22 protein-coding genes and 1 tRNA gene are annotated in these 25,029 nt (G+C 68.2%); 15 read left to right on the forward strand and 8 right to left on the reverse strand.

What is annotated here, in order from left to right; translation table 11 throughout:
• On the forward strand, positions 1-782 hold a 782-nt coding region (locus tag MK177_01225; GenBank protein MCH2425935.1), incomplete at its 5' end, for a methyltransferase domain-containing protein.
• A gap of 39 nt (positions 783-821) precedes the next feature.
• On the opposite strand, the gene MK177_01230 is transcribed toward MK177_01225, so the two are convergent.
• Genes MK177_01230 through MK177_01240 form a run of 3 tightly spaced genes read right to left on the reverse strand, consistent with a single transcriptional unit; the run spans position 822 to position 4,221 of the window.
• Positions 822-1,601: an alpha/beta fold hydrolase gene (locus MK177_01230; protein ID MCH2425936.1), complete on the reverse strand. Its 780-nt coding sequence runs from the start codon at positions 1,599-1,601 to the stop codon at positions 822-824.
• A gap of 52 nt (positions 1,602-1,653) precedes the next feature.
• A complete protein-coding gene (locus MK177_01235) occupies positions 1,654-2,688 on the reverse strand; it encodes an LLM class flavin-dependent oxidoreductase (protein ID MCH2425937.1) in 1,035 nt (344 codons plus the stop codon).
• Positions 2,689-2,721: 33 nt separating this feature from the next.
• Positions 2,722-4,221 (reverse strand): NAD(P)/FAD-dependent oxidoreductase, encoded by a 1,500-nt coding sequence (locus MK177_01240; protein MCH2425938.1) that lies wholly within the window; start codon positions 4,219-4,221, stop codon positions 2,722-2,724.
• A gap of 133 nt (positions 4,222-4,354) precedes the next feature.
• Here MK177_01240 and arfB point away from each other — a divergent pair, with 133 nt between their 5' ends.
• The gene (gene arfB, locus MK177_01245; GenBank protein ID MCH2425939.1) at positions 4,355-4,774 is read left to right on the forward strand and encodes an aminoacyl-tRNA hydrolase; all 420 of its coding nucleotides are present in this window, start codon (positions 4,355-4,357) and stop codon (positions 4,772-4,774) included.
• Here the strand turns inward: arfB and MK177_01250 are convergent.
• The 3 genes from MK177_01250 to aceB all read right to left on the reverse strand — a co-directional run bounded on the left by MK177_01250 (position 4,771) and on the right by aceB (position 9,135).
• A complete protein-coding gene (locus MK177_01250; GenBank protein MCH2425940.1) occupies positions 4,771-6,072 on the reverse strand; it encodes an N-acetylmuramoyl-L-alanine amidase in 1,302 nt (433 codons plus the stop codon). The genes arfB and MK177_01250 overlap by 4 nt on opposite strands.
• Before the next feature lie 114 nt (positions 6,073-6,186).
• On the reverse strand, positions 6,187-7,473 hold the full coding sequence (gene aceA, locus MK177_01255) for an isocitrate lyase (GenBank protein MCH2425941.1): 1,287 nt from the start codon (positions 7,471-7,473) through the stop codon (positions 6,187-6,189).
• 75 nt (positions 7,474-7,548) lie between these two features.
• Entirely contained in the window at positions 7,549-9,135 is a 1,587-nt protein-coding gene (gene aceB, locus MK177_01260; protein MCH2425942.1) for a malate synthase A, read from the reverse strand.
• A gap of 267 nt (positions 9,136-9,402) precedes the next feature.
• On the opposite strand from aceB, the gene MK177_01265 reads away from it, so the two are divergent.
• Positions 9,403-10,806, forward strand: a complete 1,404-nt coding sequence (locus MK177_01265; GenBank protein ID MCH2425943.1) for a helix-turn-helix domain-containing protein — start codon at positions 9,403-9,405, stop codon at positions 10,804-10,806.
• 22 nt (positions 10,807-10,828) lie between these two features.
• On the opposite strand, the gene MK177_01270 is transcribed toward MK177_01265, so the two are convergent.
• Entirely contained in the window at positions 10,829-11,683 is an 855-nt protein-coding gene (locus tag MK177_01270; GenBank protein MCH2425944.1) for a phosphodiesterase, read from the reverse strand.
• Between the two features lie 44 nt (positions 11,684-11,727).
• Positions 11,728-11,799: transfer RNA gene (locus tag MK177_01275), tRNA-Gly, on the reverse strand.
• Between the two features lie 80 nt (positions 11,800-11,879).
• Between MK177_01275 and MK177_01280 the strand changes: the two genes are divergently transcribed.
• The 12 genes from MK177_01280 (at position 11,880) to MK177_01335 (ending at position 25,016) form a co-directional block, all read left to right on the forward strand.
• Positions 11,880-13,337, forward strand: a complete 1,458-nt coding sequence (locus tag MK177_01280; GenBank protein ID MCH2425945.1) for an aldehyde dehydrogenase family protein — start codon at positions 11,880-11,882, stop codon at positions 13,335-13,337.
• A gap of 113 nt (positions 13,338-13,450) precedes the next feature.
• Positions 13,451-14,038: an amino acid synthesis family protein gene (locus tag MK177_01285; protein MCH2425946.1), complete on the forward strand. Its 588-nt coding sequence runs from the start codon at positions 13,451-13,453 to the stop codon at positions 14,036-14,038.
• Positions 14,035-14,835: an alpha/beta fold hydrolase gene (locus tag MK177_01290; GenBank protein ID MCH2425947.1), complete on the forward strand. Its 801-nt coding sequence runs from the start codon at positions 14,035-14,037 to the stop codon at positions 14,833-14,835. The genes MK177_01285 and MK177_01290 overlap by 4 nt, the downstream gene beginning before the upstream one ends.
• Complete coding sequence (locus tag MK177_01295; GenBank protein ID MCH2425948.1) at positions 14,832-16,307, forward strand: aldehyde dehydrogenase; 1,476 nt, start codon at positions 14,832-14,834, stop codon at positions 16,305-16,307. Before MK177_01290 ends, MK177_01295 begins: the two co-directional genes overlap by 4 nt.
• Positions 16,308-16,352: 45 nt before the next feature.
• Positions 16,353-17,714 carry a pyridoxal-dependent decarboxylase gene (locus tag MK177_01300; GenBank protein MCH2425949.1) on the forward strand — a complete coding sequence of 454 codons (1,362 nt, stop codon included), beginning with the start codon at positions 16,353-16,355 and terminating at the stop codon, positions 17,712-17,714.
• A gap of 60 nt (positions 17,715-17,774) precedes the next feature.
• A complete protein-coding gene (tig, locus tag MK177_01305; protein ID MCH2425950.1) occupies positions 17,775-19,193 on the forward strand; it encodes a trigger factor in 1,419 nt (472 codons plus the stop codon).
• Positions 19,194-19,198: 5 nt separating this feature from the next.
• Complete coding sequence (locus MK177_01310; GenBank protein MCH2425951.1) at positions 19,199-19,846, forward strand: ATP-dependent Clp protease proteolytic subunit; 648 nt, start codon at positions 19,199-19,201, stop codon at positions 19,844-19,846.
• Between the two features lie 27 nt (positions 19,847-19,873).
• Positions 19,874-21,133 (forward strand): ATP-dependent Clp protease ATP-binding subunit ClpX, encoded by a 1,260-nt coding sequence (gene clpX, locus MK177_01315; protein ID MCH2425952.1) that lies wholly within the window; start codon positions 19,874-19,876, stop codon positions 21,131-21,133.
• Between the two features lie 24 nt (positions 21,134-21,157).
• Positions 21,158-22,504, forward strand: coding sequence for a hypothetical protein (locus MK177_01320; protein MCH2425953.1), 1,347 nt, complete (start codon positions 21,158-21,160; stop codon positions 22,502-22,504).
• Between the two features lie 41 nt (positions 22,505-22,545).
• Complete coding sequence (gene ndk / locus MK177_01325) at positions 22,546-22,959, forward strand: nucleoside-diphosphate kinase (protein MCH2425954.1); 414 nt, start codon at positions 22,546-22,548, stop codon at positions 22,957-22,959.
• Positions 22,960-23,162: 203 nt separating this feature from the next.
• A complete protein-coding gene (locus MK177_01330) occupies positions 23,163-24,161 on the forward strand; it encodes a rod shape-determining protein (GenBank protein MCH2425955.1) in 999 nt (332 codons plus the stop codon).
• Between the two features lie 3 nt (positions 24,162-24,164).
• A complete protein-coding gene (locus MK177_01335) occupies positions 24,165-25,016 on the forward strand; it encodes a rod shape-determining protein MreC (GenBank protein MCH2425956.1) in 852 nt (283 codons plus the stop codon).
• The last annotated feature ends 13 nt before the right edge of the window (positions 25,017-25,029 follow it).

Here is a 25,029-nt window from a genome sequence, read left to right on the forward strand (position 1 = left end):
ACAGGGTGGTGAACGAGCTTCGTGCACTCGGGAAGGACGAAACCGGGCCGCTGCTTGTCGACGAGTTGACCGCCTTCGATCAACTGCACTACCACGGCACCGAAGCAGTGGATGAAGCGATCAGGGCGACGAACATCGACGAGGGGAGTTCGGTTCTGGAGATCGGTTCAGGGCTCGGGGGGCCGGCCAGGTACCTGGCGTCGGTAACGGGAGCCGAGGTGACCGCGCTGGAGCTTCAGGAAGACCACCATCTCATGGCATCGACTCTCACGGAGCGGTGCGGCCTCGACGACAGGGTGAAGCACCTGTGTGGTGACTTTCTGACCCATCACTGGGATGGTGCGCAGTTCCAGGCCATCGTCAGTTGGCTGGCGCTGTACCACATCCCCCAGCGGGACGTCCTCCTCGAGCGGTGCCGATCGTTGCTCGAGGACGGAGGCTTCGTCTACGCCGAGGACCTCTGTGAACGCAGGCCCTTCGATGACCTCGAAAGGGAGGAGCTCGCGACAGACCTCTTCGTCAACTATCTGCCGAGCCGGGATCAGTACCGCCAGGATCTCATCGATGCTGGCTTCAAGCCGATCCTGTTCGAGGACATGTCAGACGATTGGGCCGTTTTCACCCGTGATCGCCTGAACTCGTACCTCGAGCACAGGGACCGACATCTGCGGGTTCACGGCGAAGAGGTGTTCGAGACCATGTGCGCCTTCTACGACACGATGGTGCGCCTCTTCTCGGGAGGAAAGTTGGGCGGTCTCAGGGTGGTGGCGCGCAGGATCTGAGTCAGCGGGCTGGCTGGCCTCCAACCGGCGGGTCAGGAGTCAGGCGTCGCGGTGGCGGATCAGGAAGTCCCTGACCGGTCCGAGGACCCGGTCGGGCGCCTCGACCAGGATCGAGTGCTTCAGGTCGTCGAGGATCACCAACTCGGCGTCGGGTAGCTCGCCCGCGATGAAGCGGTTCAGCCTGGGATTACAGCCTCCGTCGAACTCTCCTGTCATCACGAGGCACGGGCATGAGATCTCGTGCAGCCATGGAGCCATCTCGGCCCCGGCGTACACGTCGAAGACGCTCAGGAACACATCCTCGGGCGTGCCGAGCACCTGCTCGATCCGGTTGCGGATGGCGTCGGGCCGCGCCTCTATGAAGTCGTCGGTGTACCAGCGGTCAAGCAGGGTGCCGAGCACCGGTTCGACCCCATCGACCCGCATTCTGGCCACGACGCCATTGACCCTGGCGCTGTCGTCGGCGGTGCGGCCTGCCGCCGTGCTGAGCAGCACCACGCTGGCGGTGTGTTCCGGATGTGCCCTGGCGTAGGCGGGGCCGATCTGCCCGCCCAGCGAATGGCCGATCACGTGAATGCGGTCGTGGGCCAGCCGGACCCGCAGTGCCTCGAGGTCGTCCACCAGGTCGTCCAGCGAATATGGCACGTCAGGGACGGGGCTCTTGCCGTGTCCGCGAAGGTCGTAGCGGACGCAGGTGAAGTGCTCCTCGAGGCCGGGAAGCAGCCCGTCCCACGTGACCCGACGGGATCCGATCCCGTGGACCATGTAGAGGGGCGGACCCTCGCCGGAGACGGTGTAAGAGACGTCTATGGCGGTCATGGCCGGGTTCTCTCCGCGGGGTCGGGTTCGGGTCGGACGGTCCGGTGTCCGGTCAGGCCGCTGCGGCGCGTTGTTCGAGGTGGGGCTTGACCTCGGTGGCGAAGCGTTCCATGGCTTCGAGATGCTCGCCCTGGGGCTGGCCCAGGTTGGAGCTCAGGATCACCTCGTCGATACCGGTGTCCCGGTACTCGCCCAGGCGCTCCACCATCTCGTCGGGCGGGCAGATGATGAGGTTCTCCTCGAGTTCTTCGATCGTCTGCTGGCGGGGGAGGGGCTGGATGACCCCGTTTCGCACGATGCCTGGGCCGGTGAACAGGTTGTCGAAGCGGCTGTAGTACTCGTAGGCCATCTCCACCTTGTGGCGGGCGTCGGCGACGTCTCTGGCGCAGTAGATGATCCGTGACATCATGATCCGAAGAGGGCGACCGGCCTCGCCCATCTCCGCCTTCGCCTCCTTGTGGGCGGCGATCTGGGCACGGAACAGGTCAGGCCGGCCGGCCAGCGGCGTGGTCTGGATGTTGAAGCCACGCCTGGTGTAGGCGGCGATCCCGGGAGGATTCATGACCGCCACCATGAGCTTCGGCATGGGCTGCGTCATGGGACGCGGCATGACGGTGAGGGGCTCGAACTGGTAGAAATCGCCGTTCCAGGAGACCTCCTCGGTGGTCATCAGGGCTATGAGCACGTCGAGGCTCTCGTCGAACTTCGCCCGGGACTCCTCGATCGACGAGCCCATGCGTGCCATCTCGTAGGCGAAGGCACCCCGTCCGACGCCCAGGATGAGTCGCCCGTCGGTGAGGATGTCGGCCTGGATCACCTCGCCGGCGAACACCCTCATGTCACGCAGTGGCAGGGCGGCCACCGAGGTGACCAGCTCCATGCGGTCGGTCTCACATGACAGCTTGACCGCCATCTGGAGTGGTGACGGCGTGAGCAGCAGGTTGATGAGGTGGTGTTCGGGGATGGTCACCCCGCGGTAGCCGAGGCGCTCGGCGGTCGTCGCCTGCTCGACCATGTCCGCGAACAGGCGCTGACCGCCGTACGCCGGATCGGGCATGTAGCTGGAGAGGAAGTGGTTGAAGTCCACTGAGGCCTTCCGGGGTCAGGTGGGCCGGGCTGCTCAGCCTTTCAGATCGAAGTCGCCGATGTCCGGCTCGGCCATGACCTCACGGAACCTCTGGAACGTCCACGGCCATGCCGCTGGCACCCCACGGTCGTCCAGGTACCAGCTCCTGCAACCTGTCGCCCAGACCGTTCCCTTCGCCGCCTCCACACGTGTGGCCTCGAACGCCTCGGTGGCCTCGGCAGTGGCGCTGATCCGGGCGCACCCGCCTGAGCGGAGCCGTTCCAGCAGCTTCAGGATGAAGGCGAACTGGAGCTCGGCCACCTCGATGAGCGAGAAGTTGCCGATGGGACCGTTGGGTCCGTTGAGCATGAAGAAGTTGGGGATGCCTGGAATCGAGATCGACTTGTAGGCCGTCGGGCGGTCCGCCCAGATCTCGGACAGCCGTGCGCCCGTGGGGCCCACCACCTCCATGGGGCGCATGAACCGGTCGACCCGGAACCCGGTGGCCAGGACTAGCACGTCCAGGGCGTGGACTCGACCGTTGGCCGTGCGAACCCCCTCCGGTTCGACGCACTCGATGGCGTCGGTGACCAACTCGGCATTCGGATGCTGGATTGCCCTGTAGAAGTCGGGGGAGACGACGAGCCGCTTGCATGCCGCCCGGTAGTCGGGGCGAAGCCGCTCGCGGAGCTCCGCATTGGTCACGCTGTCCTCGAGGTTGGCCAGGCAGGCGGCCTCGATCATGCGCATCCCCTCGGACTCGGCGTCCACGACGGCATTGGAGAAGCCGTTGGCGAACATCTCGGAGATGTCCTCGTGGAGTGCGTGCATCACCGTCGGGTCGTCCCTGAAGGCCTGGCGCTCCCCGTCGGTGTAGGCAGGGTTCTCCTGGGGCATCACCCACTGGGCCGTCCGTTGGAAGAGGTGCAGCAGCGCTACGCGGTCGGCGACGGCTGCCACCATCTGAATGGCCGACGAGCCGGTACCGACGATGCCTACCCGCTGCCCGTCGATGGGAACCGTCTCGTCCCAGCGGGCGGTGTGGACGGTCCGGCCGGCGAAGGAGTCGAGACCGTCGATGTCGGGGATGTAGGGGTGGTGGAGCACCCCGGTGGCGGCTATCACCACGTCTACGACGTCGTGGGCGCCCAGCGAGGTCTCGAGGTGCCACCGGCCATCCACGAAGTCGCAGCGGACCACCTCTTCGCCGAAGCGGACGGACCCCGGAACGGCATTGGACGCAGCGACCCCTTCGAGGTACGTGAGGATCTCCGCTCCCGACGAGAACCGGTGGGTCCACTCGGCGTTGGGGGCGAAGGAGTAGCTGTAGAGCGCCGATGGCACGTCGCACGCCACGCCCGGGTAGGTGTTCTCCCGCCATGTGCCACCGAGGCCGTCGGCCTTCTCGTAGATGGTGACGTTGCTGTAGCCGTGCTCCCGGAGCTTTATCGTCGACAGGATTCCCGACATGCCGGCACCGATCACGGCGAAGCTGAGTTCCCGCCGGCCCGTGGTCTGTGCCTGCGCGTCACGGCCCATGGCAGGTCTGGTCACGGCGGTCAGTACAACAGGAGCCGGTACGGGCACAAAATTGGCCGGGTTGTCCTGCGGGGTGTGCCGGTCCGCCCGGTGTGGGTCGAGTTGCAGTGTCGACGGCCCGGCTATCTACAACACCTAGCCTCGACGCATGCCACGGGCAGACGACCGCGACCTGTACGCCGGTCCCGGCTGCAGGGTGCCGGCGGCCGAGGTCACGTGGCGGTTCGGTCCATCTGGTGGTCCGGGAGGACAGCACGCCAATCGCGCCCACACCCGGGTCGAGGCCGAACTCGACCTACGGATCGCAGGCGGCATCGACGATGACATCCGCGGTCGTCTGGTGGCCCGGCTCGGGCCGAGGTTGCGCGTGGTGGTCGACCGGCACCGCTCTCAGGTCCGCAACCGTGAGCGGGCCCTCGAAGAGCTTGAGCGACGGATTCGGGAGGCGCTCGTGGAGCAGCGGTCCCGGCGTCCCACCCGTCCCCGTAGGGGTGCGGTCGAGCGCCGCCTGGAGGCCAAGCGCCGGAGGGGAGCCCGGAAGGCCGAGCGGAGGCGGGACTGGGATTAGTCGGCGTCGTCGGGGACCGCTGTTGCGTCGTCCTGGGTAGCGGCCGGGTCGTTCTGGGTCACCGGCTGGTCCTCCAGGCCTGCCAGGAACACCATCAGGACGGCCCCAAGCTTCTGGACCTGGGTCCGGGTGATCCCGTAGGCGTCGGCCATCCGGACCAGGACAGCCTGTTCGGCCTGGTTCCAGGCCACGGTCTCGGCGACCGGTCCGTAGGCGTCGGGCCTGTCAGCGGCGGCGAGCGGGGTGATCGCAGCGGCGCCCGGCAACTCGCTCAGGAACTCCAGAGTGTGGACACCGAAGCGCAGCAACCAGTCGGTGGACTTCCCGAGTTGTCGGGCCGTTGCCACCAGGTCCTCGTGCTCCTTGGCCGTGAACCCCGTGGAGATACCAGCCGGTGGGGTGATCTCGGAGTCCACGCATCCCCGTGCGGTTCCCGTTCCGGTCGTGTGCGGGTCGAAGAACTCGGGCTTGAAGCCCGATCCCGGATCCTGCGTTGTCAGGAAGCGGTGGATGCCCGCGGCGATCACCCGACCCTCCAACTCCTGGATCTGCGGCAGGGCCAGGAGTTGGGCCTCCGGCGGGTTGGAGAGGTACAGACCTTCTGTGATCACGGACGTCAGGTCGGGCGTCATCCGGAGAATTCCGTAGGTCTCGGCACGGGGCTCCCGGAGGCGGGTGGAGACGCCCTGGTGGACCGTGCGCACCCACGGGACCCAGTACGGCGAGAAGGCCGACTGGATCTCCTCGAACAGGATGCCGGCCAGGCGGGTCGACTCAGGGTCGTCGACTTGGTGGAAGGTCTCGGTGCCCGGTGTGTCGGACCGTCGCGTCGCCCCGCCGTTGTGGTGGATCGAGACAAACGCCAGGGGAGTCAGGGCGTTGGCAATGGCGGCCCGCTGGCGGATCGGCATGTGTGTGTCACGGCGGCGGGTCAGCGCCACCGTGTAACCGAGGTCCTCGAGGGCGAGTTGGGTGTGGAAGGCCACCATGAGGTTGAGGTCCCGCTCGGTCAGGCCGTTGGCACCAACGGCTCCGGACTCCGGTCCGCCGTGCCCCGGGTCGAGCACCACGTCGACGGGGCCGAACGGCCTTCCGTCGTCGTAGACGATCGGGTTACCACACGTCGAGCTGACGATCGTCCCGTCCGGAAGCTCATCCAGGATCGGCAGGATCACCTCGTCGGGGCCCAGGACGGCACCGGCCAGGGCGGTCGCCACACCGACTCCCGACGTGACCACCACCAGGACGATGGCTACCACTTCCAGGAGGAGACGGGTGGGTCGGGGAGCCTTGAGCACGTGGGGACGGTACGGCATGGACATGGGGGGCGAGTGCATCGAACCACCCCGGGCGCCGAGCGACCCCCGATCGGCGCCAGGGGTCGCTGAGTTGAACCGCGGCTCAGGTGACTCCTAGAATTGCTCCTCCTCGGTGGAGCCCTCCAGGGCCAGCGTCGAGGCCGTACCGCCGGAGATGACCGTGGCGATGTCGTCGAAGTAGCCGGCGCCGACCTCGCGCTGGTGTCGGGTGGCCGTGTAGCCGTCGTCCTCCATGCCGAACTCGGCCTGCTGCAGGGCCACGTAGGCCGTCATGTCCGACTCCGTGTAGCCGCGGGCCAGGTCGAAGGCCGAGGCGTTCAGGGCGTGCCAGCCGGCCAGGGTGATGAACTGGAACTTGTAGCCCATCTTCCCGAGTTCCCTCTGGAACTTGGCGATGGTCTCGTCGTCCAGGGCCGCCTTCCAGTTGAACGACGGTGAGCAGTTGTAGGCCAGCATCTTGCCGGGGAACTCTGCGTGCACCGCGTCGGCGAACTCCTGGGCCTGGTCCAGGTCCGGCGTGCCGGTCTCGCACCAGATGAGGTCGCAGTAGGGGGCGTACGCCAGGGCCCGGGCGATGGGGGTGGCCATGCCCGGCCGGGTGTTGAAGAAGCCCTCCGTGGTGCGTTCGCCGGTCAGGAACGGCTTGTCTCGGTCGTCCACGTCGGTGGTGATCAGCGTGGCACTCAGGGCGTCGGTCCGGGCGATCACCACCGACGGCACGCCGAGCACGTCGGCGGCCAGGCGGGCGGCGGTCAGGGTACGGATGTGCTGCTGGGTCGGGATGAGCACTTTTCCGCCCATGTGGCCGCACTTCTTCTCCGAGGCCAGCTGGTCCTCGAAGTGCACGCCGGCGGCGCCGGCCCGCAGCATCCGCTTCATGAGTTCGTAGACGTTCAGAGCGCCACCGAAGCCGGCCTCGGCGTCGGCCACAATCGGGACCATCCAGTCCCTCAGCATCACGCCCTTGTTCTCCGACCACTCGATCTGGTCGGCCCGGCGCAGGGCGTTGTTGAGGCGCTCCACGACGGACGGGACCGAGTTGGCCGGGTAGAGGCTCTGGTCCGGGTACACCTGACCGGCCAGGTTGGCGTCACCGGCAACCTGCCAGCCGGAGAGGTACAGGGCGGGTAGGCCACCCTTGACGTACTGGATGGCCTGCCCGCCGGTCATGGCTCCGAGGGCGTGGACGTAGTCCATCTCGTGCATCTTCTGCCAGAGCACCTCGGCACCGTGGCGGGCAATGGAACACTCGGGGAGGACCGATCCCCGCAGCCGGACGACGTCGGCAGCGCTGTAGTCGCGCCGGACGCCCTCCCAGCGGGGGTTCTCGGCCCAGTCCTTCTCCAGGACTGCGACCTGGTCGTCGAAGGTGTTACGCATCGGTTGCTCGCTTTCGTGGGGGAAGGACCGGCTCAGCCGGCGGACCCCGTAGGGGGATCTGGTTGTAGCGGCCCGTCAGCCGAGGAGTTCATATGCGGGCAGGGTGAGGAACTCGACGAACTCCGAGGCAAGGGTCACCTGCTCGAAGACCCGTCTGGCATCGTCGAACGGCAGGTCGGCGAATGCCTCGCTGCCGAGTTCATCGGCTATGACGCCCATCTGGGTGTCGATCACCGTGCGGACCAGGTCGGCGGTGACCGGGGTGTCGTCCTCCAGGAGGCTGCCGTGACGGATCCACTGCCAGACCTGCGACCTGCTGATCTCGGCCGTGGCGGCGTCCTCCATGAGGTTGTTGATGGCAGCCGCACCGCTGCCGGAGAGCCAGGAGGCCAGGTAGCGGAGGCCGACGTAGACGTTTGTGGTGAGGCCGTCGAGGGTGACAGAGCCGCCGGTGAGGTCGACTGAGAGGAGGTCGTCGCCGGACACCACGACGTCCGGGCGGAGGCGGTCGACCTGGTTGAGGCCCTGGCCGAGGATGGCGTTGAACTCGATCTCGGCGACGGTCACCAGGTCGGGGTGGGCCACCCAGGTGCCGTCACAGCCGTCGTTGGCCTCGCGCCGCTTGTCCTCCTTGACCTTCGTGAGTGCCCGGGCGGTGACCTCGGGATCGCGGCGGTTGGGGATGAAGGCCGCCATGCCGCCGATGGCGTGGGCGCCCCGCTTGTGGCAGGTGGCCACCATGAGCTCGGTGTAGGCACGCATGAACGGCACTGTCATGGTGACGTCGGCCCGGTCGGGGAGGACGAAGGCGGGATCAGAGTTGAACTTCTTGCCGACGCTGAAGATGTAGTCCCAACGACCGGCGTTGAGGCCGGTCGAGTGCTCGCGGAGCTCGTAGAGGATCTCGTCCATCTCGAAGGCGGCGGTGATGGTCTCGATGAGCACGGTGGCCTTGACCGAACCGCGGGGAACTCCGAGGGCGTCCTGGGCGTGGCAGAAGACGTCGTTCCAGAGGCGGGCCTCGTGGTGGTTCTCCAGCTTCGGGAGGTAGAAGTACGGGCCGGTGCCCTGGTCGAGGGCCTCCCTGGCGTTGTGGAAGAAGGCGAGGCCGAAGTCCACGAGGCTGGCTGCGGCCGGTCGGCCGTCGATCTGGAGGTGCCCCTCCGGGAGATGCCAGCCGCGGGTCCGGATGACCAGGGTGGCCGTCTCGTCGTTCAGGGTGTAGCTCTTGCCGCCGCGACGAAGGCTGAGGTCACGCCGGATGGCGTCCCGCACGTTGACCTGGCCCTCCAGCATGTTGTCCCAGGTGGGAGAGCTGGAGTCCTCGAAGTCGGCCATGAACACGCGGGCTCCCGAGTTCAGCGCGTTGATCATCATCTTGCGCTCCGGAGGACCGGTGATCTCGACCCTGCGGTCCAGCAGGTCCTTGGGCGGCGGAGCGACCGTCCACGTGCCCGAGCGGATCTCGGCGGTCTCGGGCAGGAAGTCCGGGCGAAGGCCGCCGTCGAACTTCTCCTGCCGGATGCGTCGGTTCCTGAGCAGGTCGATGCGCCGGTCGCGGAAGGTGCGGACCAGGTCGGTCACGAAGGCCGTGGCTTCCGGGGTGAAGATCTCGTCGCGCCTCGGATGTTCGCTGATCTGGATGCCGTCCAAGCCGGACATGTGCGCTCCCGTGGCTCTCCTGGTACGTCTCGCAGGTTGAGTATTGACGATTTTCCGGATCCCGAACCTGACCGGCGGGCCGGAAAGTTCCCCTAGGCTGCCCGAAACCGCGAAGAATCAACAGAGTTCGGTTAATTCTCTTCTCGAACCGTGTGGTTCGTGGCAGTGGATACGTCGACGGGTACGACTGGAAGGGGAACGGCGATGGTTGCTCCGGCCTCGGGGAAGGCGTTCGATCCGATCGTTCTGGGTCACCGACTGCGACACATGCGACGTTCTGCCGGGCTGACGCTGGCCGGCCTGGGAGAGCGGATCGGCCGGCCGGCGTCCTACCTCTCCCAGGTCGAGAACGGACGGATCGAACCCAAGCTGGGCGTGCTGGGCGACCTGGCGGCGGCCCTCGGCTGCGGCACCGTCGACCTCCTGGACCCCACGCCGCCGAGCCGACGAGCCGAGCTGGAGATCCAGTTGGCGCGGGCCCAGGCGGGGCCGTGGCGTAGCACCCTGGAGCTGCCGGAGCTTCGTGCCGGTGCCCGACTCGACGACGACGTGCTGGAGGCGCTCGTCGGTCTCTATAGGGCGCTCCCCGACGTGGAGGTGAGCCGTTCCGGCCTGGCGAGCCTCGAGGCCGGCGATCGTGCCCGGATTGCCAACATCGCCCTGCGCACCGAGATGCGTAGCCGGGACAACTACTTCGCCGAGATAGAAGCCGAGGCGTCCGCTGGCCTGAAGGCGGCCGGCTACACCGGCGAGGGGCCACCCACCGAGAGGCACATGGCCGACCTGGCCGCCCACTACGGGTTCACGGTCGAGCGGGTGAAGGGCATGCCGCGGACGGCCCGGTCCGTGACCGACACCCGCCGGCGGGTGATCTACATCGCCCAGCGCGACGATCTCACCGTGCGTGCCGCCCGATCGGTGATCCTCCAGACGCTCGGGCACTTCGCCCTCGAGCACGCCGAGACCACCGACTTCGAGGGGTACCTACGCCAGAGGATCGAATCCAACTACTTCGCGGCCGCCGTGCTGGTGCCCGAGGCCGCGGCGGTGGACTTCCTGGTCGCCGCCAGGGACGACCGGGACCTCTCCATCGAGGACCTCAAGGAGCGGTACTACGTCTCCTACGAGATGGCCACCCACCGGTTCACGAACCTGGCCACCGTCCGACTGGGCGTCCCGGTGCACTTCATCCGGACAGATCCCGAGGGCACGATCACCAAGGCGTACGAGAACGACGGCATCGAGTTCCCTGCCGACGCCGACGGCGGCCTGGAGGGTGCGCGCCTGGGTCGACACTGGGGAGCGCGCCAGGCCTGGGACGGATCCGATCTCCTCCACTACCAGCTCACTACCACCGACCGGGGGGAGTTCTGGTGTGTGACCTACATCGAGAACGCAACCGAGCGCACCCCCTATGCCGTGACGCTGGGGTGCAGGGCGGCCGACGCCGGCCTGTTCAGGGGAGGCGGGACCCTCCGCCGGGTCAGCGGCCGAAGCGAGGACGATCGGGTCGAGCCGGAGATCCTGCGTCGCTGGGACGGCGTGGCCTGGCCCTCGGCGTCAGAGAGGAGCTTCATCCTGACGGCGCTGCCGTCGGCCAGTCGGGAGTTCACGCCCTTCCCGGGTATCGACCTGCTCGACGTATACCGGTTCCTCGACCGCCAGGCCTGACCGGCACCTGGCGCCGGGAGCCTCAGCCCTTGGTGAACGGCTCACCTGCTTCGACCCGTCGGCGGATCTCGGCCACAAAGCCGCCGAGGTCGATGGTCCGGACGACCGCCGGGTCCCTGACCACGCCGGTGTGGGTGACGAACCGCTCGCCGTCCCAGCGGTGGAGCTGGAAGGCGGGGGGTTCGTCGACGGCGGCTCCGCGGTCCGGATGGAAGTCCAGCCGTAGTTGGTTGCCGGTGGACGGACAGGCCGAGACCAGCGTGGAACCGATCGAGGTGTGGATGGGCCGGTGGAGGTGACCGGTCACCAGCAGGCGCACCTGGGCGTGGCGTTGTATCACCGCCCGCAACCGGTCGGCATCCAGGAGCCCTGCGTCGTCCATGAACCGCAACCCGGTCTCGAAGGGTGGAAAGTGTGTGAACACCAGGGTGGGCCGGTGCGGAGCAGCAGCCAGGGCGCCCTCTAACCAGCGTTCCCGTTCCAGGTCGAAGCGTCCGTCGTGCCGGCCGGGAATCGTGGTGTCCAGGCCGACGAGGCGGACGGGGTGGGCGTCCACCACGTAGCTGCAGTGGTCCTCGTCGACGTCGTCCGGTATCAGGCCGGCGAAGGCCTCGCGGAATCGGGGGCACTCGTCGTGGTTTCCCGGGATGGGGAGGAGTCGGTCGGCGATCGGGGCCAGGACCTCGACCAGGGTGGAGTACTGGGCCGCAGTGCCGTCGTCGGTCAGGTCACCGGTTGCCAGCACGACGTCCGGCGCCGGATCCAGGGCCATCAGGTGTTCCACCACCCGTCGAAGGGTCTCGGTGGTGTCGACCAGCCGGGCGAGATGATCTCCGTGGTCGCGGATGTGGCAGTCCGAGATCTGCGCGATCAGCACGCTCAGACTCTAGGGGACCGACTCGGAGCCGGGATCCTTGACGGAGCGGGTGAAGGGAATCGAACCCTCATCATCAGCTTGGAAGGCTGAGGTTCTAGCCGTTGAACTACACCCGCGTGCCCGGCGTAACGGACGCCATGAACCTACCGTCGGACTGTCGGGGACGACTCGACACACGGTGGCTACGCTGCCGCGCATGACAATCACAGTGCCGGAGGGCGCACACCTCATCGGCGGCGACTGGAGCACCGACGCCCCGGGTGGCAGGGCTGTCAGCGAGAACCCGGCCCGTCCGGACGAACCGGTCGGGGAGTACCCGCTGGGCGATGCCGGGACGGCGTCCGATGCGGTCGGCGCGGCGGTCGACGCCCAGGCGTCGTGGCGCGCCATCGGCTTCGGCGGTCGGGCCCGGACCATGGAGCGGGTCGCCGTCCTGTTCGACGAAAGGGCCGACGACCTGGCCCTGCTGTGCACCATGGAGGAGGGCAAGACCCTCGCCGAGTCGCGTGGCGAGGCGGTGCTGGCGGCCGAGACCTTCCGTTACCAGGCCGGGCTGGCCAAGACTTCCACCGAGCGAATCTTCCCGACGAATAACCCGGGCGAGACCATCCGGACCGTCCGGGCCCCGCTCGGGGTGGTCGGGGTCGTGACCCCGTGGAACTTTCCGATCCTCATCCCGGTCTGGAAGATCGCTCCGGCCCTGGCCGCCGGAAACACCGTGGTGTGGAAGCCGGCCAGCAACACGCCGCTGCTGTCGGTGGCCATCGCCCGCCTGCTGGCCGACGCCGGCATCCCGGCCGGCGTGCTGAACCTGGTCCTCGGCCCCGGTTCGATGGGCGGAGCCGTCGTGGCCGACGAGCGGGTCGACGGGGTCACGTTCACCGGTTCGGTGGGCGTAGGCCATCGCATCCGCGACGTGGTCACGGCCCGCAACGGCCGCGTACAGCTCGAGCTGGGCGGCCACAACCCCTGCATCGTCTTCGGTGATGCGGACCTGGACATGGCGGTGGCCGCGGCGGTCGGCGGTGCCATGGGCGCCACCGGCCAGAAGTGCACGGCCACCCGTCGGATCATCGCCGTGGGCGACGTCCACGACGAGCTTGTCGACCGGCTGGTGGCCGGGGTCCGTGATCTGGTGGTGGGCGACGGCCAGGACACAGGGGTGGGCATCGGCCCGCTGGTGTCGTCCGACGCCCGGGCCGAGGTGGCTGAGGCCGTCGAGCAGGCCAAGGCCGAGGGGGCGGAGACGGTGGCCGTCAATGCCGGCACGCCCGACGGTCCCTGCTACTACCCGCCGACCTTGTTCGTGGGCGGTACCGACCTCACCATCACCCGCGAGGAGGTCTTCGGCCCGGTCAGCACGGTGCTGCGGGTCGAATCCGAGGACGAGGCCTTCGCTCTGGCTAACGACACCGAGTTCGGCCTGTCGGCCTCGGTCTTCACCAACGACATGTGGAAGATCGACCGGGCCGTCCACGAACTGCAGGCCGGCCTGATCAAGGTCAACGGCCCTACCACGGGATCGGAGATCCACGCTCCGTTCGGCGGCGAGAAGAACTCGTCGGGCCACGCGGCCCGCGAGCAGGGCGACACCGCCCAGGAGTTCTTCACCCGCACCCGGACCGCCTACATCAAGCCCGGCGTCCCCCGCTGAGCGGGCACCGTGGTCGACATCCGCGTGTCGCACGAGGCGTCCACTGACACCATCACGATGTCCACCGAAGAGGTCATTCCCCAGTTCGCCGATGCCGCCGAGGAGGCCGCCTGATGCCGCTCGAGATCCGGAAGTTGGTCACCCACACCGAGGAGATCCACATCGAGGGTGGCAGGACCGCCGAGCCGCCGCTGCTCCTGCACGGCGTGGTGGCCGTGATCGCCAATCCATGGACCGGTCAGGGCTTCGTGGAGGACCTGCGACCCACCATCCTCGACGTCGCTCCGAGGCTGGCCGACGTGATGGTTCCCCGTCTGGTCGAGATGGCCGGCGGCGGCGATTCCGTGGAGGCCTACGGCAAGGCGGCGATGGTCGGGACGTCAGGGGAGGTCGAGCACGGTTCGGCGCTGATCCACACGCTGCGCTTCGGCAACGTGTTCCGCGACGCCGTGGGCGGCACCTCCTACCTGTCGTTCACCAACACACGTGGTGGTCCCGGCTCGACGCTGTCCATCCCGATGATGCACAAGGTCGACCCCGGCTGGCGTTCCCACTACCTGACGCTCGAGGTCGCCGTCGCCGACGCGCCGGGTCCCGACGAGGTCGTCGTGGCCATCGGGGCCTCGGTCGGCGGCCGACCCCACCACCGCATTGGCAACCGCTACTCCGACATGGAGGAGATGGGGCTGACCGAGGAGTGAGCGTCGAGTCCTTCGTCCGCGTCGACGGCGTCGAGACCGGCGCCCGTCCGCCGCTCGTCCTGATCCACGGAGTGGGCCTCGACCACGCCATGTGGGACCCGGTGGTAGAGGCGCTGGCCACCGACCGCCGGGTCGTCAGGTACGACCTCCTGGGACACGGACGTTCGCCCGACCCGGCCGGGAGTCGGTCGATGGACGACTTCGTGGAGCAGTGCCTGGCAGTCATGGACGACCACGTGGACCGGATCCCCGATCTGGCCGGGCTATCCCTGGGCGGTCTGATCGCCCTAGGGCTGGCCGCCCGCCACCCCGGCCGCCTGGGTCGCCTGGCCCTCCTGAACACGGTCTTCGACCGGACGCCCGACCAGGTCCGGGTCGTCAGGGCCCGCCTGGCGCGGACCGAGGCCGAGGGGATGGCGCTGGTGGCCGACCTGGCCATCGAGAGGTGGTTCGCCTCCGACTGGCAGGCTGCTCACCCCGAGCGGGTCGGAGCGGTGCGCCGCTGCATGCTCGCCAACGACGTGGCCGCCTACCTGAAGGCCTACCGGGTCTTCGTGGACGGCGACCCGACCATGCCGGCCGCTGCGGCCGACGTCACCGCCCGGGCGCTCGTCATGACCGGTGAGCTGGATCCCGGCTCCACGCCGGCCATGAGCGAAGCACTGGCCTCCGCAGTCGCCGACGGCGTCGCGCGGATCCTGCCCGGCCTCCGCCATCTGCCCCCTCTCGAGGCGCCCGAAGCGTTCGTGGCCGCCCTCCTCGACTTCCTCGACCACCGTGACCAGGAGACCCCGTGAACGACTACCAGCTCTACATCGACGGAGATTTCTGCGAGGCCTCCGACGGAGGTCGATTCGACTCCACGAACCCTGCAACCGGCGAGGTCTGGGCCTCGGCGCCGGCGGCCACGGAGGCCGACGTCGACCGGGCGGTCCGGGCGGCGCACAGGGCCATGACCTCCGGTGAGTGGGCGTCGATGACGGCCACGGCACGGGGACGCCTGCTGTACCGGTTGGCCGACCTGGTGGCCGAGAACGCCCACAGACTCGGGGAGGTGGAGACCACCGACAGCGGCAAGCTGGCGGCCGAGACACGGGCCCAGTCGGCCTATGTGGCCGACTACTACCGCTATTACGCGGGGTTGGCCGACAAGATCCAGGGCGACACCCTGCCCATCGACAAGCCGGACCTGCACGTGTTCACGACACGGGATCCGATCGGCGTTGTGGCGGCGATCGTGCCGTGGAACGCGGAGTTGTTCCTGACCGCCACCAAGGTCGGACCTGCCCTGGCCGCCGGCAACGCCGTCGTCATCAAGGCCTCGGAGATCGCCCCGGCGCCCCTGCTGGAGTTCGCCCGGGTGCTCGATGAGGTGGGTTTCCCCCCGGGTGTCGTCAACCTGCTCAGCGGGTTCGGCGAACCCTGCGGCAGGGCGCTGACCAGCCACCCGATGGTCGGCAAGGTGGCATTCACTGGTGGCGTGGATACGGCCCGTCACATCGTGGCCAACACCGCCGCCAACCTGGCACCGGTCTCGCTCGAGCTGGGTGGCAAGTCACCGATCCTGATCTTCGACGACGCCGACCTGGATGGTGCCGTGAACGGGGCGGTGGCTGGGAACTTCGGCGCATCCGGCCAGAGCTGCGTAGCTGGCAGCAGGGTCTTCGTGCAGTCGGGGATCCACGACGAGTTCATCGCCGAGCTGGTCCGGAGGGCCGAGGCCATCCGGATCGGCGATCCGCTGGACGACGATTCCCAGATGGGCCCCCTGGCCACCCGTGCACAACGGGACCGCATCGAGGCCGTCGTCGCCGAATCCACCGGACAGGGGGCCATCCTCCACACCGGAGGAGCCCGACCCGAGGCCCTCGACGCCGGCTGGTACTACCTACCCACCGTGCTGGGATGCCCAGACCAGGACATCCGGAGTACGCGGGTGGAGCTCTTCGGGCCGGTCATGTCGGTGCTCTCCTTCGACACGGAGGCCGACGCCGTTGCCATGGCCAACGACACGGAGTTCGGCCTGGCGGCCGGGATCTTCACCGCCGATGTGTCCCGGGTCCATCGGGTGGCCGGAGCCATCAGGGCGGGGATCGTCTGGGTCAACACGTACAGGGCCATCTCGCCCATCGCCCCGTTCGGCGGATTCGGGAACTCGGGATCGGGACGCGAGGCCGGTGTCGACGCCATCAGGGAGTTCACGAGGACCAAGACCGTCTGGATCAACACCTCGGCGGAGCCGATGTCCAACCCGTTCACGATCCGTTGACCGGCGGGAGCCGAACCGCGGGGACATAGCCTCCCCGGCGTGGGAATGCACGAGTTCGACGAGTCGACCGACGACCTGGCTTGGGCCATCTTCCGCTATGCCCTTGACCGGGTGAGGACGGACCCGCCCCTGGACGGTCCCCGATCCCACCAGGAACTCTGGGAGGCGGTCGGGCAGACCATCACCGAGGAGGGCCTCGGGGGAGAGTCGGTGCTAGCAGCCTTCGCCGACCACTTGGCGCCGGCCTGCCTGTCGACCGACCATCGTCGGTTCCTGTCCTTCGTTCCGGGCGCTCCCACGAATGCCTCGGTCCTGTTCGACCTGGTGGTCGGGGCGTCTTCGATGTGCGCCACCTCCTGGTTGGAGGCGGCAGGCACGGTGTACGCCGAGAACCAGGTCCTCCGCTGGGTCGCCGACCTGGTGGGTCTCCCGGAGGGCGCCGGAGGCTGCTTCGCCTCCGGTGGCACCATGGGAAACCTGTCGGCGCTCATAGCGGGTCGTGACCAGGCGATGCGTCGTCGCGAGGCGGACGGTTCGGGTCGACCGGCCAGGTGGTCGGTCGTGGCCTCGGATGGCGCCCACTCCTCGATCGACTCAGCGGCGAGGGTCATGGACGTGGACGTCCTGCTGGCCACCACCGGCGACGACCGTCGCCTCCGGGGGGACGCGGTGCGCGCCGCCATCGCGGCACGGCCGGAGGGCACCGAGGTCTTTGCCGTGGTCGCCACGGCCGGCACCACCAACCTGGGCGTGGTGGATGCGCTCGACGAGGTGGCCGAGGCTGCAGCGGAGCATGGGGCCTGGTTCCACGTGGACGGGGCCTATGGGGGTGCGGCGCTGGCCGCCGAGTCGGCGCGCCCCCATTTCGCTGGGATCGACCGATGCGACTCCGTGGTGATCGACCCCCACAAGTGGCTCTTCGCCCCCTTCGACTGCTGCGCACTGCTCTACCGCCAGCCCGAGGTGGCCCGGCTGGCCCACACACAGCACGCCAGCTACCTGGATCCGATCAACTCGGGCTCGGAGTGGAATCCCAGCGACTACGGGCACTTCCTGTCCCGTCGGGCCCGCGGCCTGCCGTTCTGGTTCTCGCTGGCCGTCCACGGCACGCGGGCCTACGCAGAGTCCGTGGAGGTGACCCTCGAGGTGGCACGGGCCGGAGCGGCGATGGTTGATGCCGCCCCCCACCTGGAGCTCGTCATGCCCCCCACGCTCTCCGTGCTCGCATTCAGGAGGATCGGATGGGACCAGGCCGACTACGACACCTGGTCATCCCAGCTGATGGACGAGGGAGTCGGGCTGGTCCTCCCCACACAGGTCGATGGGAGCCCTGCACTGCGGTTTTGCATTGTGAACCCGAGGACCACGGCCGACGACCTCGGGATGATCCTGGACCGCCTGGCCTGACCGACCCGGGGCCATTTCGCCGGGTGGCCGTCAGGGGGCCGCCGGTACACTCCGGAGACTGTGGAGACCACCCTTGAACGACTGGACGGCGACCTGGTCAGGCTGACCGTCGCCATCGCCGAGACCGAGTTCGACGTCGCTGTGGAGGCGGCCTTCCGGCGGATCGCCAAGGAGGTCCGCCTCCCCGGATTCCGACCCGGAAAGGCCCCCCGCAAGCTCCTGGAGGCCCGCATCGGCGTGGCCGCCGGACGCCAGGAGGCGATCCAGCAGGCGCTTCCCGACTACTACGGTCGTGCGCTGGTCGACCACGACGTAGACGCCATCGACTCGCCTGAGATCGAGATCACTGGTGGGCACGAGGAGGGCGATCTCACCTTCGATGCTGTGGTCTCTATCCGGCCGCGGGCGACCATCGCCGGGCACGGCTCGTTGCGCATCGAGATCCCGTCGCCGGAGGCCGCTGACGCTGACGTGGAGCAGCAGTTGGAGGCGCTGCGCAGGCAGCACTCGACGCTGGAGGCGGTGGACCGACCGGCCGAGGACGGCGACCAGGTCACCATCGACATCGACGGCACCTTCGAGGGCGAGGCCGTCGAGGGCCTGACCACCACCGACTACCTCTACGAGGTTGGCGGAGGCGCCGTGGTTCCCGAGATCGACGAGAACCTGCGGGGGGCATCGGCCGGAGACGTCCTGGAGTTCGATGCCGACCACCCCGAGGAGGAGGGCACCATCTCCTTCCGGATTGAGGTCTCCGAGGTGCAGGCCCGGGTGCTTCCCCAGTCCGATGACGCGTTCGCGGCGGTGGCGTCGGAGTTCGACACCATTGACGAGCTCTCGGCCGATATCCGGGAGCAGATCTCGGGCATGCGGCGCGGACAGGCCCCGATGCTGGCACGCGACCGGGTCGCACAGGCCGTCGCTGACCTGGTTGACATGCAGGTCCCGCCGTCCCTGGTCGAGGCCGAGGTCGACGACCGCATCAACGAGATGGCCATGCGGATGCGCTCCCAGGGCATCGACTTCGCCGTCTACCTCGAGGCCATGGGCCGCGACATGGAATCGCTGCGCGACGAGCTACGGGAGGGCGCCGAGGTGGCGGCCCGCGTGGACCTGGGACTGCGTGCCGTCGCCGACGCCGAAGGGCTTGACGATGTGGGTGAGCCGCTGGAGGAGTACCTCGGGATGCTGGCGTCCCAGACCGGGGGCGACGTGGACGGCCTCCGGGAGGCGCTCGCAAGGTCTGGTCGCATGCTCGAGGTGAGGGCGGACCTCCGCAAGCAGGCAGCCCTGGACTGGGTGTTCGAGCGTGCCGAGGTGGTCGACGAGGACGGCGCACCGGTCGACCGGGCGTTGCTGGAGCCGCCGGAGCCCGAGATCGTGCTGCCAGTCGACGAGGAGGCCATCCCCAACGCCGATGACAGGGTGGGGGAGACTGATGGATCGGCCGCAGAATCGGTCGACGACGACGAAGAGTGAGCTGGATGACCCTCTCAGAACTCAAGGTGCAGAACTACCTCGTTCCCACGGTGGTCGAACAGACCAGCCGGGGTGAGCGCGCGTTCGACCTCTACTCCCGCCTGCTCAAGGAGAACATCGTCTTCATCGGCACGCCGATCGATGACACGATCGCCAACCTCATCTGCGCCCAGTTGCTGCACCTGGAGTCCGAGAACCCTGATCGGGACATCAGCCTTTACATCAACTCGCCGGGTGGCGACATCAACTCCCTGTTCGCCATCTACGACACGATGCAGTACGTCAAGCCGGACATCACCACGATCTGCTTCGGGCAGGCCGCTTCGGCCGCCGCCGTGCTGTTGGCCGCCGGAGCGCCGGGCAAGCGCCTGGCCCTTCCCCACTCACGGGTGCTGATCCACCAGCCCTATGCGGGGGCCGAGGGGCAGGTGTCCGACATCGAGCTGGCATCGCGGGAGATCCAGCGGCTCAAGACCCAGCTTGAGGAGATCCTTGCCCGCCACACCGGCCAGGACGTCGAGAAGATCCATGCCGACACCGATCGCGACTACGTGATGACTGCCGAGGAGGCCAAGGAGTACGGCTTCATCGACGAGGTCATCGACCAGCGGGACCTGGTCGACAACAGCGGCCCGATCGCCGTCGTCAAGTAGGACGACGACGGGGCCCGGGGGAGCAGCGTGGCGAAGTTCGGCGAGAGCGAGCTCCTCAAGTGCTCCTTCTGCGGCAAGACCCAGAAGCAGGTCAAGAAGCTCATCGCCGGACCGGGCGTCTACATCTGCGACGAGTGCATCGACCTCTGCAACGAGATAATCGAGGAGGAGCTCTCCGAGCCCACCGAGACCTCGCTGGGTGACCTCCCACGCCCCCGGGAGATCTACGCATTCCTGGACGACTACATCGTCGGTCAGGACCAGGCCAAGAAGATCCTCTCGGTCGCCGTCTACAACCACTACAAGCGGATCCAGGCTGGATCGGGGCCGGGTACCGACGTCGAGTTGGCCAAGTCCAACATCCTGCTGCTGGGCCCCACGGGCTGCGGCAAGACCCTGATGGCGCAGACCCTCGCCCGGATGTTGAACGTCCCGTTCGCCATCGCCGACGCCACGGCACTCACCGAGGCCGGCTACGTGGGAGAGGACGTCGAGAACATCCTCCTCAAGTTGATCCAGGCCGCCGACTACGACATCAAGAAGGCCGAGACCGGGATCATCTACATCGACGAGATCGACAAGGTGGCACGAAAGAGCGAGAACCCGTCGATCACCCGGGACGTATCGGGAGAGGGTGTGCAGCAGGCTCTGCTGAAGATCCTGGAGGGCACGTCGGCGGCGGTTCCCCCCCAGGGTGGGCGCAAGCACCCGCACCAGGAGTTCCTGCAGATCGACACCACGAACATCCTGTTCATCTGTGGCGGGGCGTTCGCCGGACTCGAGCGGGTGATCGAGTCCCGGCACGGTGGCTCTGGTGTGGGCTTCGGTGCCGACATCCGGTCCGCTGCCGAGAAGGACGTGGGCGCCCTGTTCGCCGACGTGCGACCCGAGGACCTCATCAAGTTCGGTCTCATCCCGGAGTTCATCGGCCGCCTGCCGGTGGTCGGCTCGGTCCCGCAGTTGGAGGTCGAGGCGCTGGTCAAGATCCTGGTTGAGCCCCGGAACGCCCTGGTGAAGCAGTACCAGCGGCTCTTCGAGTTCGAGGACATCGAGCTGGAGGTGACCGACGAGGCGCTCTCGTCGATAGCCACCCAGGCCCTGGAGCGTGGAACCGGTGCCCGGGGCCTTCGGGCCATCCTCGAGGAGGTCCTCCTCGACGTCATGTACGAGCTGCCGGGCGCCGACGAGGTAGGCCGGGTCGTGGTCGACCTGGATGCGGTGCTCGGCGAGACTGTGCCGACCGTGTTCCCACGAAGCGCCGATCGTCCCGATCGCGCAGCCTCCTGACCCGGGTGCGATGAGGGGGCCGCTGTGACGGGTCCCGTCGGTTGGCCGGAGGTCGACGACTATGCGGGCGCCCTGCGGTTCCTTGGCGGGTTCGTCAACCTCGAGGCTTCGGCCGGCCGCATCCACGGGCTCAGCCTCGATGCGATGCGGGGTCTCGTCGGGGCCATGGGGGATCCGCAGCACGACGTCCGGGCCATCCACGTCACAGGGACCAACGGCAAGGGCTCGGTGTCATCGATGGTCGGTGCCATCCTCGGGGCCGCTGGGCTCCGGGTCGGCTGCTACACCAGCCCCCACGTGGACACCGTGCGCGAGCGCCTCACCGTCGATGGCCGGCTGATAGGCGAGGAGGAGTTCGCCGAGCTGGTTGCCGACCTCGAGCGTTACGCCGGGGTGGCCCCCGCGAGGCCGTCCTACTTCGAGTTGCTGACGGCGGCCGCCCTCCTCTGGTTCAGCAACGAGGCGGTCGATGCGGCGGTGGTGGAGGTCGGGCTGCTGGGTCGGTACGACGCCACCAACGTGGTCGATTCGGCGGTTTCGGTCATCACCAACATAGGGCGGGACCACACGGACGGTACGGGGAACTGGCGCCGTGACGTGTCGTCCGAGAAGGCGGGGATCATCTGTCCCGGGCGCCCACTGGTGCTGGGGGAGACCTCGATCGAGCTCCTGGATGTGTTCGCCGCCGAGTCGCCGGACCCGCTGCTGCTCCAGGGGACCGACTTCGGCGTCGGGGGTGTCGAGCAGGCAGTCGGCGGGCAGCTCCTGGAGCTGTGGACCCCGTCGGGAGGGCACGAGGAGGTCTACCTGCCGATGTACGGCGACCACCAGGCCGACAACGCCGCCCTCGCCCTGATGGCTGCCGAGGCGTTCCTGGACGCACCGCTGGGCACCGAGGTGGTGGCCGAGGGCCTGGCTTCGGTCCGGGTGCCGGGGCGGCTCGAGGTGGTGGCCACAGAGCCGTTGGTGGTCCTGGACGGTGCCCACAACCAGGATGCGGCCCGGGCCCTGGTGGCGGCGGTCCCGACTGTGTTTCCGACCGGTCGTCGGATCCTGGTCGTGGGGACGCTGGGTCCACGGGAACCGGCGGAGTTCTTCGACGAGTTGGTGGCCCTGGGTCCGGACCTGGTCGTGGCCTGCACGGCTCCGTCTTCTCGGGCCGTGCCTGCTGCGGACCTGGCGGCGCTGGCCCGTGAGCGCCGCATGGAGGTCGAGACGGTGCCCGATGCCGTGGACGCGGTGCGCCTGGCCGTGGCGACTGCCGAGGAAGCCGACCTAATACTGGTGACGGGCTCTTTCTACGTCCTGTCGGCTGCCCGTACCGCCCTCGGCGAGGAGGACATCCCGGATGACGACGTGTTCGACTCCTGATCGGGGTCCGCGGATGCCCGGTCGGTCGTAGCCTGCCGGCCATGGATCGAACCCTCGTCATCTGCAAGCCCGACGCCGTCGAACGCGGCCTCGTCGGGGAGATCATCGGCCGCTTCGAGCGCAAGGGCCTGAAGGTGGTGGCCGTCGAGCTGCGCCACCTCGACGGCGACACGTTGGCCCGACACTACGAGGAGCACGTGGGAAAGGGCTTCTACGATGACCTGGTGGCCTTCATGTCCCGGTCGCCGGCCATGGTGATGGTGCTGGAGGGGCCGGAGGAGACGTTCGCCGTGGTCCGCTCGATGTTGGGGACCACCAACCCCCGTGATGCCGCTCCGGGCACCATCCGCGGCGACCTCGGCACGCTGTTCACCGAGAACCTGGTCCACGGCTCGGACTCGCAGGCTTCGGCGGATCGTGAGATTGGGATCTTCTTTCCCGGCCTCCAGGCCTGAGCGCCGCCTCTGCCCGCTCAGCGTGGTGGGACGTGCGCCGAGAGTGGCATTCAGCTGACGAACGCGTTACGTTCTCTGCAGCGGAAGTGGGGGCGCACCGGCCTCCTCACGAGACCCGACGGAGCACCCGGTCGATGGCCGAAGACGTAGTTCGACGGCCTCTCCGGCAGGCGCCCCGCCGGGCGGCTCTGGGAAGCCGTGACATGGCGGTCGACCTTGGAACGGCTAACACGGTGGTCCTCGTCCGCGGCGAGGGCATCGTCCTGGACGAGCCGTCGGTGGTCGCAGTGAACGCCCTGGACGGCGCGCTGCTGGCCGTGGGCCAGGAGGCCAAGCGGATGATCGGGAGGACACCTCCCCACATCCGGGCCGTCCGGCCCCTCAGAAACGGGGTCATTGCCGACTTCGAGCTCTGCGAGAAGATGCTCCGGTACTTCATCCAGCAGGTCCACAACCGTCGCTGGGCCAAGCCCCGCATGGTCATCTGCGTTCCGTCCGGTGTCACCGGCGTGGAGCGTAGGGCCGTCCAGGAGGCTGCCGAGTTCGCGGGAGCCCGCCCGCCCGTGTACATCATCGAGGAGCCCATGGCGGCGGCGATCGGTGCAGGCCTCCCGGTCGCTGATCCCACGGGTTCCATGGTGGTTGATGTGGGTGGAGGAACTACCGAGGTGGCGGTGCTCTCCCTCGGCGGAGTGGTGTCCAGCCAGTCGTCGCGGATCGGTGGAGACGAGATGGACGATGCCATCAAGCAGTTCCTCAAGAAGGACAAGGGGGTCGACGTTGGTGATCGCACCGCCGAGGCCATCAAGGTCCGGCTCGGCTCCGCCCATCCGTTGACCCGTGAGTTCCGGGCCGCGGTCACCGGCAGGAGCCTCCGGACGGGACTGCCCGAGTCGGTGGAGTTCTCGACGCGGGAGATCCGCGATGCCCTGGAGGAGCCTGTGGATGCCATCATCGACACCGTGAAGGTCACCCTGGACCGAACGCCGCCCGAGTTGGCCGCCGACATCCTGGACCACGGAATCCATCTGGTCGGTGGAGGTTCGCTCCTGATCGGCTTGCCGGACCGGATCCGCGCCGAGACCGGCATGCCGACCCGGGTGGTCGCCGACCCGCTCGGGTCCGTCGTCATGGGGGCGGGTCTGGTCCTGGAGGAATTCTCCAGCTACGGGGAGATGATCTTCGGCGACGACGGGGAGTGACCGATGGCGGCCCCAAGGCCCACGGGGCGTTCCCGTCCGACGCTCCTGCTTCTGATCGCTGCCGCCCTGACACTGCTCACCCTCCAGTTCCGGGGAGTCGAGCCGCTGAATGCGTTCCAGCAGGGCATGCGCGACCTCCTGGATCCTGTCCGGTCGATCTCCGAAGGGGCTGCCCGGCCGGTGCGAACCGCATGGCACGGTCTGTTCGACTACGACGACCTCCGGGACCGGAACGAGCGCCTGGCGACAGAGTTGGCCCGCATGCGTGGGCGGCGCCTGACGTCTGAGGCCGACAGGGAGTTGCTTGAGCGACTCATGGGCGAGGTGGACATCGACTACACCACGCTGGACACCGTCGTGGTACGTATCCTCGGCACGCCACCGGGAAACTTCTCCAGCCACACCATCGAGGTTGACAAGGGCAGCGATGACGGCCTGTCCGAGGGAATGGCGGTGGTCACCGGTGCCGGTCTCGTCGGCCGCCTCGAGGTGGTGGACCGGTCGCGGTCCATCGTGCAGCTGGCCACCCATCCGGGCTTCCGCGTCGGGGTCCGCCTCGTAGGGTCCCAGGACGAGGGGCTGGCCCGTGGCGGTGGTGCCACCGGCTACCTGGTAATCGACGCCGGCGTCAGGCTGGATGTCGTGGTCGAGGCCGGGGAGGTGGTGGTGACCTCCGGTGGCCGGAGCCGGTTCCCCGCCGACATCCCGGTCGGTCGGGTCCTGGACCCCGATTCGACGGCCGACCTGGACCGCGAGATCATCGTCGAGCCCGCTGCGTCGCTCGAACACCTCAGCTTCCTGAACGTGGTGCTCGACCCGAGACTCGCCGAGGTCGGTCCGCGGGGGCAGCGGTGACAGCGGTGAGGGC

Source organism: Acidimicrobiales bacterium, from assembly GCA_022452145.1.
Lineage (GTDB): Bacteria > Actinomycetota > Acidimicrobiia > Acidimicrobiales > MedAcidi-G1 > UBA9410.